The sequence below is a fragment of the Streptococcus sinensis genome (genome assembly GCF_000767835.1).
In the GTDB taxonomy this organism is placed as follows: domain Bacteria; phylum Bacillota; class Bacilli; order Lactobacillales; family Streptococcaceae; genus Streptococcus; species Streptococcus sinensis.
In genome coordinates, this window is sequence record NZ_JPEN01000098.1 from 16,409 (window position 1) to 29,317 (window position 12,909).

A 12,909-nucleotide genomic window follows, 5' to 3' on the forward strand; every position below is an offset into this window, starting at 1 on the left:
CTGATTGTTCTCATATTCTAATAAGCAAAACTCGGATTAGGGATTGTATTTGTGCAATTCCTCAATCTTTCTCGTATCTTAAGGAGACTACAATGACAAAAAAAGATCCCAAACAAGCCATGTTGCGCTCCCTCATTCCAGGGTTGGGGCAAATCTATAATGATCAAAAAGCCAAAGGATACATCTTTCTTGGGGTTACTATCGCATTCTTAGCTTATTTTGTAGCTATTGCCCTGCCAGAAATTGAAAATCTCATCACTCTTGGGGAAGTACGCGGTGACAATTCACTCTTCATGCTGATTCGTGGTGCCTTCCATCTCATCCTCGTGATATTTTTCCTGATTTTCTATGGCTTCAATTTGAAAGATGCCCGTACGGTTGCTAGGCAGTGGAATAATGACTACCCTGTTCACACTACCTTAAAGGAAATGACTAACGGAATCTACGAAAATGGCTTCCCTTACTTGCTCATCATTCCTTCCTACCTTGCGATGACCTTTGCAATCATTTTCCCTGTCTTGGTGACACTCTTGATCGCCTTTACAAACTATGATTTCAAACACCTGCCACCAAATAAACTCTTGGATTGGGTTGGCTTTACCAACTTTGCTAACATTTGGCAACTGAGCACCTTCCGTGCTGCCTTTGGTTCTGTCTTGACTTGGACCATCATCTGGGCGTTGGCAGCCTCTACTCTACAAATCGTAGTCGGTATTTTTACTGCTATTATTGCTAACCAGCCATTCATCAAAGGAAAACGGATTTTCGGTGTTATCTTCTTGCTTCCTTGGGCTGTTCCAGCCTTTATCACTATCTTGACCTTCTCAAATATGTTCAACGATAGTATCGGGGCCATCAATACTCAGGTCATCCCGCTTCTCAGCAAAGTTCTTCCTTTCTTGGATGGACATCTGATTCCGTGGAAGACTGATCCGACTTGGACTAAGATTGCCCTTATCATGATGCAAGGTTGGCTTGGATTCCCTTATATCTATGTTTTGACCTTAGGTATTTTGCAGTCCATTCCAAATGACCTTTACGAAGCAGCCTACATCGACGGAGCCAATGCTTGGCAGAAATTCCGTAGCATCACTTTCCCGATGATCTTGGCGGTTGCGGCACCAACTTTGATCAGTCAATACACCTTTAACTTTAATAACTTCTCAATCATCTACCTCTTCAATGCAGGTGGGCCTGGTAGTGTCGGTGGAGGAGCTGGCTCAACCGATATCCTTATCTCTTGGATTTATCGTTTGACTACAGGTACAGCACCGCAGTATTCAATGGCGGCGGCCGTTACCCTCATCATCTCCATCATCGTCATCTCTATCTCTATGATTGCCTTCAAGAAACTACACGCATTTGATATGGAGGATGTATAAGATGAATAGTTCTGTTAAATTTAAACGTTTTATCAACCATAGTTTGACCTATCTCTACCTTGTAGTGCTTTCCATTATCATTCTCTACCCGCTCTTGATTACGATCATGTCTGCTTTCAAGACGGGGAATGTCGTAGCCTTCAAGCTAGACACAGACATCAACTTCAGTCTGGACAACTTCTCTCGTCTCTTCTCAGAGACTCTATATGGTACTTGGTACTTTAATACTATTATCATTGCCGTCTTGACAATGATTGTCCAAACCAGTATAGTGGTACTTGCAGGTTATGCTTACAGCCGTTATAATTTCATCGCAAGAAAGCAAAGTTTGGTCTTCTTCTTGATCATCCAAATGGTGCCAACGATTGCAGCTCTGACCGCCTTCTTCGTTATGGCGCTGATGCTCAACGCCCTCAACCAAAGCTGGTTCCTCATCTTCCTTTATGTAGGTGGTGGTATCCCAATGAATGCTTGGTTGATGAAAGGATACTTCGATACCGTTCCTATGTCTCTAGACGAGTCAGCTAAATTAGACGGCGCTGGTCATTTCAGACGCTTCTGGCAGATTGTCCTGCCTCTCGTTCGTCCAATGATTGCTGTGCAAGCTCTCTGGGCCTTCATGGGACCTTTCGGAGACTACATCCTCTCCAGCTTCCTTCTTCGTGAAAAAGAATTTTATACGGTTGCAGTTGGTCTTCGTACCTTCGTCAGCGATGTCAAGAATCAAAAAATTGCCTTCTTTGCTGCCGGTGCGATTCTCACTGCCCTTCCAATCTGTATTCTCTTCTTCTTCCTGCAAAAGAATTTTGTATCTGGTTTAACAAGTGGTGGAGACAAGGGATAATCTTGTCCCACCCTATTTTTGATTAAAACGCGATTATAGTTATATGGCAGCCAATAATTTACTTATTGGCCACCACCTGATTATAATTTTAGAAAGAGACAGCTATGTTACCTTATCCTTTTAATTATTTTTCGAGCTTGATTGGTTTTAGAAAAACCTTCGCCAATCGTCGCATGCTCAGCTGGTTCCAGCTCATCTTTACCAGTGTCTTTTTGATTTCTCTATCTTTGATTCCTGTGGCGATTCAGACAGCGTCTTTGACGAGCTATGCTCTGGATACCTTTGTTGACAAGGCTTTTGACACTTTGGATGAAGACGTGATGATTGACTTTGACCATCACGCTCAGATGAAAGACCACATACTGACCACTGAAAATCCTGAAGGCATTCATCGCAATGCCGCTGGGACCGTCATTATCGGCCATCACGAGGAGCTAAAATTAGGCAAGGAACTGACGCTTTACTTCGACAAAGAAAATCTCAAAATTACTAAAGAAGGAAAAGAACTGGCCAATATCCGCTACCAAGCCATTGACCAGAAGGCTCTGAAAAGTAAAGAAGCCCTGACCAAAGCGATTTCAGAAGATTGGTTCCAACAAAACCGCTTGGTGATCAGCCTCTTTCTAGTCCTCTCTGCAGGTTTCCTCTTTAGCATCAACTTTGCCTTTCTGGCACTCGGTGCTTCCTTCCTGCTCTATCTGACCAAGAAATCACGGCTATTTTCTTTTAAAACCTTTAAAGAATGCTATCACTTTATCCTCAACTGCTTAGGATTACCAACGATTATCGGCCTTATCTGCGGCTTATTTGGACAAAGCCTGCCTACGATTATCACCGTCCAAAATATCTTGTTTGTTCTTTATTTAGTGATTATTTTTTACAAAACACATTTCCGCGATGAGAATTTCAGAAATTAGGAGGTTATTATGCGCGTTACTATCAAAGAAGTAGCGAAATTAGCAGGTGTGTCTCCCTCAACAGTGACACGCGTCGTACAAAACAAATCAACCATCAGTGAGGAGACTAAAAAGCGCGTCCGCGCTGCTATGAAAGAGCTAGACTATCATCCAAATCTCAACGCCAGAAGTCTGGTCAGTCAGTCAACCCAGGTCATCGGTCTGGTCCTGCCAGATGATTCGGATGGTTTTTACCAAAACCCATTCTTTCCAACTGTCCTACGAGGCATTTCACAAGTCGCTTCGGACTACGACTATGCCATTCAGCTTAGCACTGGGCAGGACGAAAAACATCGCTTAGAAAATATCAAACAAATGATCTTTGGAAAACGCGTAGACGGTTTGATCTTCCTTTATTCTAAGCCCAACGACCCGCTGGTTGAGTTTGCAGCAAGCAATCAATTCCCCTTCCTTATCTTAGGGAAAGCCGTGTTGCCATTTATCTCTCTAGTAGATAATGACAACATCAAGGCTGGCTACGATGCGACTAAATATTTTATTGATCAAGGTTACCGGAAAATTGCATTTCTAGCTGGGAATAAAGAGCTGGTCGTCTCTCAAGACCGTTTTGCAGGCTACAAACAGGCTCTTAAGGAAGCAGCTATTCCTCTGAATGAAAGTCTAGTGAAGTTTTCTTTTGGTTTTTTGTTGGAGGATAGTATCTATAAAAGTATGGAAAAAATTCCAATCAACGAGATTGAAGCATTTGTAACATCCGACAGTATGGCTGCAGAAGGAGCCCTCCAGTATCTCAAAGATAAAGACCAGCAATTACCGATTATCACCTTTGACTCTATCAAACCGCGTATTGATGTAGAGGCGTACATAGATATAAACGCTATCGAACTCGGTAAGGAATCGTTCCGTACCCTTTTTCAAATTATCAAAGACAGTAAAGAAAATAAGCACATTTGTTACCGTCAACTTATCCAACATACTATCATCACCCGTTAAGGAGAAATTATGGCATTTCGCACCTTTCAAGCCTATTTAGATGACGAGAATATCATCACTATTGAATTGGCCAAGACCTTCGACGCCTATTCTATCCATTTCACTCTTGAAGATCATCATGGGTCGAGCCCATTAACGATTAAAAGTATCAACAATCAGGAACAGCGGATTATCTACACTGTCTCAGCCAATGAGCCAATTGACCTGACAAAAATTTATACCATATACGATCAGGACCGGAATCATACGATTCTCCAGTATCGACACATTGTCCAAAAACCAATCTTTGATGAATTATTTGATTATGCTGGTGAAGATTTAGGAGCACATTATAGCAAGGATGCTACTGAATTTAAACTTTGGGCTCCAATTTCTGAAAAAGTTCATCTCCATATCAAATCCAGAGTTTATCCCTTGGAACGTCAGAAAAGAGGGACATGGTACACTCAGGTAGCAGGAGATCTGGAAGGCCAAGCTTACTTCTATCTCCATAAAATAAATGGAAAGTGGGTAGAAGTTCACGATCCTTACGCCCTATCATCCGATGCCAATTCCGGCAATAGTTTTGTTATTGACCAGAATAAAATAAAAAAACCAATCCATCGTGCTAAAACACAGGTGAAACCAACTGATGCCATCATCTATGAAATGAGTGTTCGGGATTTTTCTATGCAAAAGGAAGCCGGTTTTTCCCAACCAGGTAAGTTCAATTCCCTGACTGAATCCCCTGAAATAGATGGTCATTATTTCGGTCTGCAATACCTCCAAGATCTAGGAATTACTCACGTCCAGTTGATGCCTTTGTATGATTTTGGCAGTGTAGATGAGAAACATCCTGAATTAGTCTACAACTGGGGATATGACCCTGTACAGTACAATGTTCCTGATGGGAGCTTTGCCACCAATCCACACGATCCCTATAATCGAATTTTTGAATTGCAACAGGCCATTGAGACCTATCATCGAGCAGATATCAGCGTTATTATGGATGTGGTTTACAATCACGTTTATGATGCCGACAGCTATGCTTTTGAAAAAATTGTTCCCGGATATTTCTATCGCTTAGATGCTATTGGTTTTCGTACAAATGGAACTTTCTGCGGCAATGATGTGGCCAGCGAAAAAGCTATTGTCAGACGTTACATTAAGCAATCCGTTAAGCAGTGGGTCAGTCTCTATGGCTTTGATGGCTTCCGCTTTGACCTCATGGGAATCCTTGATATTCAAACCATGCAAGAAATTGCTCAGGAACTCAAAGCGCTTTATCCAAATATCCATCTGTACGGTGAAGGCTGGCAAATGGACACTGGCTATGACACCGAATTACTAGCCCATCAGTTCAATGCTGAACAACTGCCCGACTATGGTTTCTTTAGCGATAACTTCCGCAATACTATAAAACAAACCATTGCTCAGGGACAGAGGACAGAGGATGAACAATCAGCCAATCAAATGGAAAATATCCTAACAGCGAATATCGGCTTGAGCGGTACACCTCACTTTATCAGTCCTTCTCAGGCTATTAACTACGTAGAGTGCCATGACAACGCAACTGTCTTTGACTATTTCGATCTGCTGAATCCAGAAATCACTCTCAGAAACCGATTGGCCAATTCTCGTTTAGCTCTGCACCTTGTTCTGCTTGCTCAGGGAGTTCCCTTTATCCATAGCGGTCAAGAATTCTTCCGCACCAAAAATTTGATTGACAACAGCTATGATCAACCTGATGAAATCAACAAACTAGACTGGATTCGCTCCCTGCATTATCAGGAAGATATTGAGTTTTTACAAAGGTTGATTGAATTCCGCAAAACCAATCCCCTACTTCACCTTGCTACAAGTAAGGCTATCAGGAAAGCCTGTAAAGTAGAATGGCTCAGCCCTACTCTTGTCGAATATCGTATTCAGCAAGGTAAACAACAAATGACGATTGTCATAAACTTCTCAAATGAAGAAGTCGTATATGATAACCAATACAAGCAAGAATTATTTGTTCAGTATCCGCAGATTGGGTTGAAAAAATCCATTCTTCCATCGGCTAAGTCCTACACTCTTGCTGCCAAACAAGTCATCGTGTTGAAATAATGAAAATACAAAAAGACGTTCTCTTTCCATTCCGAGTTATCCGGATGAGAAAGAAAACGTCTTTTATATTGGAAAAAAGCGCGGTCATTATTTTAATCAAGATAGAAATGATTAAATGTTTTCGATTTGCTGTCAGAAAATAGCCACAAGCATTTTATTCTTCTATAAATTTTCCCAAGATATGTACATTATCAGACACGGAGACAAACGCTGTCGGATCTATCTGATTCATGATGTACTTAAATTCGTTAAACTCTGCACGCGTAATTACTGTAATCAAAACCGCCTTTTGTTCGTGGTTATAGGTTCCCTCAGCTCCATTGATAATGGTTGCTCCACGGTGCAGTTTATTGTGAATCTTATCAATCACTCTTTCCGGATGGCTGGTAATAATCATGGCCTGCATCCGCTTTTGCTTGGTAAAGACCGCATCGGTCACTCGACTGGATACAAAAATTGTAATCATCGAGTAGAGAGCGTATTCCCAACCAAAAGTCAGACCAGCAATCAGCATAATAATCCCATTCACAATCAAGGAAATACTGCCGACATTGCGGCCTGTCCTCTTGCGAATGGTCAAACTGACAATATCTGTGCCTCCGCTCGAAATACTTGACTTGAGAGCAAAGCCAATCCCCGCTCCCATGACGACACCCCCAAAAAGCGCATTGATGATAGGATTGGTCGTCAGCGTCACTTCTGGAACAAACTGAATAAAAAGCGAGCTCATTGAAACTGTGATAAAAGTAAAGACCGTAAATTTATGCCCGATTTGGTACCAAGCCAAAATCATCAGCGGAATATTAATCGCATAAAAGGTAACGGAAACCGGAATAGTGAAACCCAGAAATCGGGTACTGAGAGCAGTAACAATCTGCGCTAGACCTGTTGCTCCGCTTGAGTAAACATGCCCCGGTTGAAAAAAGAAATTAACTGCGACAGCGGATAAAAAACCGTAGAGCACAGAAGCCGAGATCTTTTCAGCATATTTTTCTCTGGAAATACTTCTCAAGACTTGTAGTAATTTAAAATTATAGGCAAATCTACGGATATAAAAGCGAAAGTGTTTATAATACTTAGTCTTTTTCATGAACTTCTACTTGTAAACTTAATTCCTCTAATTGAGCAGGAGCGACTATGCTTGGCGCTTGAGTCATCGGGTCAGAAGCCTTGTTATTCTTAGGAAAAGCAATGACTTCACGAATATTTTCTTCTCCAGCAAGGATCATTACAAAGCGATCCAAACCTAAGGCCAGACCTCCATGCGGTGGGAAACCATAGTCCATCGCTTCTAGGAGGAAACCGAACTGCTCCTGAGCTTCTTCAGCTGAGAAGCCTAAAGCCTTAAACATGCGTTCCTGCAAATCTTTTTGATTGATCCGTAAACTACCGCCACCTAGTTCGTAGCCATTGAGTACGATATCGTAGGCAATGGCCCGCACCTTACTCAAATCTCCTTCCAACTCATGGGCTGTTTGGTCTTCTGGTAGGGTAAATGGATGGTGGGCACTCATGTAGCGGCCTTCTTCTTCAGACCACTCAAACATCGGCCAATCTACCACCCACAAGTAGTTAAACTTAGCAGGGTCAATCAAGCCTAACTCCTTGCCCAGTCGGACACGAAGAGCGCCCAGTGCAGCATTGGCAACCTCCAAAGCATCTGCTACAAAGAGGACCAAATCATTTTCTTCAAGCTGTAAAGTAGCTGTCAATTGGCTTGACAGGTCTGTCAAGAACTTAGCGACAGGGCCAGTCAGCTCTCCGCCAGTGAATTTGATCCAAGCAAGACCCTTGGCTCCATGCTGCTTCGCTTGCTCTGTCAGCTTATCAATATCCTTACGTGAGTATTTATCAGCAGCGTTTTTCACCACAATCGCCTTGACAGCTGGTGCTTCAGAAAAGACTTTAAAATCAATTCCCTTGACAAGATCTGTCAAGTCCTGCAACAACATTTCAAAACGAGTATCTGGCTTGTCACTACCATAAAGAGCCAAAGCGTCATCATATTTCATCTGTGGGAAAGGCAAGGCAACTTCGATGCCCTTGGTTTCCTTCATGACACGGGCGATCAATCCCTCTGTAATATCTTGGATTTCCTGCTCCGATAGGAAAGACGTTTCCAAGTCAACCTGTGTAAACTCTGGCTGACGGTCTCCACGCAAGTCCTCGTCTCGGAAACACTTGACAATCTGGTAATAACGGTCAAAACCAGCATTCATCAAAAGCTGCTTGGTAATCTGTGGGCTTTGAGGCAGGGCATAGAAATGACCTTGGTTAACCCGGCTCGGCACCAAATAATCACGCGCCCCTTCAGGCGTTGACTTGGTCAAAAACGGTGTCTCCACATCGATAAACTCCAGCTCATCCAAATAATTGCGAATGGAATGGGTCACTTTGGCACGCAATTTGAAATTTTCCAGCATTTCTGGGCGACGCAGATCCAAATAACGGTAGCGCAAGCGCGTATCATCGTTGGCTTCAATTCCGTCCTTAATCTCAAAAGGAGTCGTCTTAGCAACATTCAGCACTGTCAGACTTTCTACGTGTAGCTCCACACTTCCTGTAGCCAGCTTGTCATTGGCCTGCTCCCGCGCTGCGACCTTACCTGTCACTTCAATGACAAACTCGCTGCGCAAACTCTCAGCAGTCTTCATAACTTCTGCTGGGACACTCTCAGGATTGATGACCAGCTGCGTAATCCCCTCACGGTCACGCAGATCAATAAAAATCAAGCCTCCCAAATCCCGACGACGAGCAACCCAACCTTTCAAAGTGATTTCCTGACCGACATGCTCACTACGAACACGTCCCGCATACATTGAACGTTTCATTCTTACTCTCCAAAATTTTAATTCTTTTACTATTTTACCACAAAGAGGCAGGGAAAGTGAGCATTTTTCAGAAAAAGACTGCTTTTTCATAAAGTATAAAAATCCGAGCGGATGACTCGGATTAAAGTGTATGTGATAGTCGAAAAAACTATTTTTTATCTTCTTCCTGATAAATAGTCGGCGCCAAACTCTTGACAATCATGGAAGTAAAAAAGCGAAAAACAGCCGCAGCAAGTCCGAAGATGGGCGCTAGGTAACGAAAGAAGAAGTCTCCTCTCACCACATAAGCCAGCAGCCCCGCAATCACAAAGATGGCCAAACCTTGGATAAGAGAGTATAAAACGATTTTTTTCATATTTTTCCTCCGTGTTATAGAAATAGTATAGCATAAATCATCACTGTTGAAAAATTATGAGAAAGGTTGCTTAAGATGTGAAATTTAACCAAGCTAAAACCTTATAAAGTCAGAGAGGCGGATCAAAATACAAAGCCGTGCCATTAAACTATACGAGAGATATAGTGTAGAAAATGGTGCAAAAATGAAACAGAAGAGAAAAAGCAGACCACCTAAATATACTTAAGTGGAAATCACATCATCCATATTCTCAAGAAAGATTGATAACTCCTCTAAGTTCTTTCCGTTTTAATGATATCAAAAATAACTTTAATTCTCATCTATTGGAAGTTGATCTAAATTAGGTGGTTGAGGATTTAAACGTTTCAAGACTAATTCATAAAAAACGATTATTCAACCTATCAGATGAATTTAAAGTAAAATCTTTTGCATTTTTGTTGAAGCATTTGGATATGGAATCGCATTACGAATAACAATCATCATGTCATATTCAGACTGTGTCATTTTTGTCACATGCGTATTCCTTAGTCGATTAAACTCATCCCAAGAAACACCATACTCTTGCAATGTTTGGTCAATAATTACTCGAGTTGATGTTGGACTCGGTGATGGGTCTAATGTCCCTTTCACCTTTGGTACATCTATGCTGACTGCTGGATGACTTTTCAGTTTAGCGAGGGTCATGTCAGCCGTGCTAGCTTTAAGATGCAGGTCTTTCCTACTGCTCAGATGGACACTATCCATATCCAGCTTTGGTAGCTGTTTAGCTTGAAGCGATACATCCAGATTGCCTGCCTGTTTGCTACTAGATGGCAGATCTACTGCCAAGTCTGGTACTCCACTACGGCCAAACTTACCACCAAGATAATTACCTGCCTTACCTACGCCAAAGCCCATGACTTGACCAAGCACTAAGTTCTGAAGCGCAAGGTACTAATCGGAAAGGGTTTCCTTTTCCCATTATACCATATTAAACATTAAGTACAGAAAGGAGGGGAAAGTCTCATTAATAATGAAAAAGAGAAGACAAACGTCTCCTCTATATTCCGCTCTCCTTTTTACTCAGGCAATTCCACCTTCAAGCTCATATCCGTCGGTTGCAAGACCTTCTGAGCAGCAGCTAGGAAGGCTAGACCGTTGTCAGATGGGGAATACTGGAATGTGATATGAATGACTTTTTTATCAAAGTTATCACCGTATCGTGCCACATACTGCTTGCTTTCGAGGAAGTAGATGTAGTTGTTGAGTTTTTCTTGAAGCTTCAACAAATGCTCCTCTTCCAGAGATTCTATCCATTTATTCTCATCAATCAGCAACAACTCTAGATGGTCATCTGAAACACCCATCGCATCTATACTTGTAACGTCTAGTACAATTTTCTCAACTGTTTTAATGGAACCTACTACCTTTGGTGGATTGTAGTATTTTTCCTTGAATTCCTTGAGAATCTTCTCCACCTTTTCTTCATCACACTGTCTGTATAATGGACTACGGTCTAATACATTACATAATCTTTCATAAGTATAAGTACGTTTCTGCTCATCTGATAATTTTGAAATGCTTTCTATAATATTTCTTACCAATTCATCCGCCTCAATGGCAAAGGGAAGATTAGAATATTCAGTTAAAAACCAGTTTTGAATAGAGATATAATCAGTCACCTTATCTAATTTGACTAAGTCAATCGATAAGCTAAAATTTTTCAAGATATCAAAAGTTCTTCTCGCTATATCCCTATCACCTTCTACATACAGAGGGTATAAGCAATATTCCATTAATACGTTAATATCTGTGCTGTCCACTTCATAAGAATCCCGTTGTCGAAAACAATACTTCGCTTCCGTTCCTAGAAAAGCTTCTGCTTCTTTTCCTTCCCTCATCACTTCTAGATAATGTTTGACAAAGTGTTTATAATTTTCTTTATTTTTGAGTTTGTATATCTTCATTTATTTACTCCATTGATTTATTCTAAAAATCCCTTCAACAGAAACAATTTCATTAGTCCCAGGCTTATAGACCTGTGGATTTTTGATTTCATAATAGCCTTGACGTTCAATGGCGGATAGAAACTCATCGTAAGAATGCCCCTTCATATCAATTGACGGCATAAGCAGTTCGCTATTTAGAAATGCTAAATAATCTTTTTATAAATATAGTCTCATTATATCATAAAAAAGAGAGCGTCATTCGCTCTCTTTATCACTCCGGTAATTCTACCTTCAAGCTCATATCAGTCGGTTGTAACACTTTCTGAACCGCTGCGAGAAAGGCCAATCCATTATCAGATGGAGAATACTGGAAGGTAATATGGATGACTTTTTTATCAAAGTTATCGCCGTATCGTGCCACATACTGCTTGCTTTCGAGGAAGTAGATATAGTTGTTAAGTTTTTCTTGAAGTTTCAAAAGATGTTCTTCTTCGGTATCTGGAAGCCAAAGATTGCCATCTATTAATAAAAGTTCCAAGTCTGTATCACTCGTTCCGATTGCATCAATTTCTGAAACATCTAACTGAATAGGGATACTTTTAATCCTACATCTAAACTTTACAATCTCATATAATTCTTCAATAGCATCCTTTTCTCTTTCAAAACTAGCTTTTTCATGTAACTGTTGACGTTCAGTCACCTCATACACTATAAATCTATTTGCACTTAAATCCTGATAATACCCTATCGCAAACTGCTCTAAAACTTTTTTATTTAAGTACACAGTATAATATCTAAGTTTGTTGCTATTAAATTTTAAAAAGTCTAATAATTCCTGTTTTGTCATCAAAATTCCTCCATCATCCCTAAATCTAACATTACATCCCCCCTAAAAGGTGTTACAATCTGTTCAGCACCACCTGACATATCTCCCCATTCTGCTGCTTTCCTATGAACTCCATATTTAATGTCTTCGTATGACATATTTAACTCATTTGAAGTCTTTTCTAAATAAGTTCTATAATCAGCAGAATAACGTGCAAAATCTTTCTGTGATACCTCTTCAATTCCTTCTTCTCTCAAAATCCTATTAAAAGTCTTGATATCACCTTCACTGATAGCATCAATTTTATCAAAATAACTATCGGTTTTAAAGTTACCGTTATGGTAAGCTTTAAGATTTTCAACATATGGAATTGAACGTTGACTGTACGTATATGGTCCTTCGCTAGGAATATCCGAGAAGTTACCTCCTCCCATATGCCCAAATCGGCCCATGTGCCTTCTCATGGAGATTGAGCTGTACCAGATCATCCTTACTGCGTAGGCCAATCGGCACCGCCAAACTCTTATAAGGTGCATTCTTACCCCAGCGCTTAGGAATTTGCAGATCATCGAAGGTCTCTGCCCCATACATCTCCATAAAGGTCACCGTATCAGGAATAGAGCTCTTGAGATTCTGCAAGTGATTGAGCGGTGCCAGCGTTCGGGCAATCCGCTCCTTATCATAATCCTCTGGAAAGTGGTCTAAGCGGAAGTCGGTTTCCTTCAAGACCCCTTCTTCCATGACCAGT

The 12,909-nt window shown here is 41.1% G+C and carries 13 protein-coding genes and 1 pseudogene; 5 read left to right on the plus strand and 9 right to left on the minus strand.

The genetic code is table 11. The annotated features are described in order from the left end of the window. The first annotated feature begins 92 nt into the window (after positions 1 to 92). The 5 genes from SSIN_RS08275 (at position 93) to pulA (ending at position 6,221) form a co-directional block, all read left to right on the plus strand. A complete protein-coding gene (locus SSIN_RS08275; RefSeq protein ID WP_037617827.1) occupies positions 93 to 1,382 on the plus strand; it encodes a carbohydrate ABC transporter permease in 1,290 nt (429 codons plus the stop codon). Between the two features lies 1 nt (position 1,383). Next, positions 1,384 to 2,226, plus strand: coding sequence for a sugar ABC transporter permease (locus tag SSIN_RS08280; protein ID WP_037617829.1), 843 nt, complete (start codon positions 1,384 to 1,386; stop codon positions 2,224 to 2,226). A gap of 104 nt (positions 2,227 to 2,330) precedes the next feature. Continuing rightward, positions 2,331 to 3,143 carry a DUF1189 family protein gene (locus SSIN_RS08285; RefSeq protein ID WP_037617831.1) on the plus strand — a complete coding sequence of 271 codons (813 nt, stop codon included), beginning with the start codon at positions 2,331 to 2,333 and terminating at the stop codon, positions 3,141 to 3,143. Positions 3,144 to 3,152: 9 nt separating this feature from the next. Further along, on the plus strand, positions 3,153 to 4,136 hold the full coding sequence (locus SSIN_RS08290; protein WP_037617833.1) for a LacI family DNA-binding transcriptional regulator: 984 nt from the start codon (positions 3,153 to 3,155) through the stop codon (positions 4,134 to 4,136). A gap of 9 nt (positions 4,137 to 4,145) precedes the next feature. Beyond that, complete coding sequence (gene pulA / locus SSIN_RS08295; RefSeq protein WP_037617836.1) at positions 4,146 to 6,221, plus strand: type I pullulanase; 2,076 nt, start codon at positions 4,146 to 4,148, stop codon at positions 6,219 to 6,221. A 154-nt stretch (positions 6,222 to 6,375) separates the two neighbouring features. Here the strand turns inward: pulA and SSIN_RS08300 are convergent, their stop codons facing one another. From SSIN_RS08300 to SSIN_RS08335, 9 genes and pseudogenes are all read right to left on the minus strand, one after another. After that, positions 6,376 to 7,311, minus strand: a complete 936-nt coding sequence (locus tag SSIN_RS08300) for a YitT family protein (RefSeq protein ID WP_037617837.1) — start codon at positions 7,309 to 7,311, stop codon at positions 6,376 to 6,378. After that, the gene (gene aspS, locus SSIN_RS08305; RefSeq protein WP_037617840.1) at positions 7,298 to 9,052 is read right to left on the minus strand and encodes an aspartate--tRNA ligase; all 1,755 of its coding nucleotides are present in this window, start codon (positions 9,050 to 9,052) and stop codon (positions 7,298 to 7,300) included. Before aspS ends, SSIN_RS08300 begins: the two co-directional genes overlap by 14 nt. A 148-nt stretch (positions 9,053 to 9,200) precedes the next feature. Next, positions 9,201 to 9,407, minus strand: a complete 207-nt coding sequence (locus SSIN_RS08310) for a hypothetical protein (protein ID WP_037617843.1) — start codon at positions 9,405 to 9,407, stop codon at positions 9,201 to 9,203. Between the two features lie 411 nt (positions 9,408 to 9,818). After that, the gene (locus SSIN_RS08315) at positions 9,819 to 10,304 is read right to left on the minus strand and encodes a hypothetical protein (protein ID WP_156956308.1); all 486 of its coding nucleotides are present in this window, start codon (positions 10,302 to 10,304) and stop codon (positions 9,819 to 9,821) included. Between the two features lie 161 nt (positions 10,305 to 10,465). Then, positions 10,466 to 11,353, minus strand: coding sequence for an NAD glycohydrolase inhibitor (ifs, locus tag SSIN_RS08320; RefSeq protein ID WP_037617848.1), 888 nt, complete (start codon positions 11,351 to 11,353; stop codon positions 10,466 to 10,468). After that, a complete protein-coding gene (locus SSIN_RS10750) occupies positions 11,354 to 11,521 on the minus strand; it encodes a hypothetical protein (protein ID WP_447466144.1) in 168 nt (55 codons plus the stop codon). It lies immediately after the preceding gene. Positions 11,522 to 11,606: 85 nt separating this feature from the next. Continuing rightward, positions 11,607 to 12,182 (minus strand): DUF6572 domain-containing protein, encoded by a 576-nt coding sequence (locus tag SSIN_RS08325; RefSeq protein ID WP_037617850.1) that lies wholly within the window; start codon positions 12,180 to 12,182, stop codon positions 11,607 to 11,609. Continuing rightward, a complete protein-coding gene (locus tag SSIN_RS08330) occupies positions 12,182 to 12,613 on the minus strand; it encodes a hypothetical protein (RefSeq protein ID WP_156956309.1) in 432 nt (143 codons plus the stop codon). Before SSIN_RS08330 ends, SSIN_RS08325 begins: the two co-directional genes overlap by 1 nt. Further along, a pseudogene (locus SSIN_RS08335) lies at positions 12,606 to 12,909 on the minus strand (cell division protein FtsK); the annotation flags it as partial. The pseudogene SSIN_RS08335 and the gene SSIN_RS08330, both read right to left, overlap by 8 nt.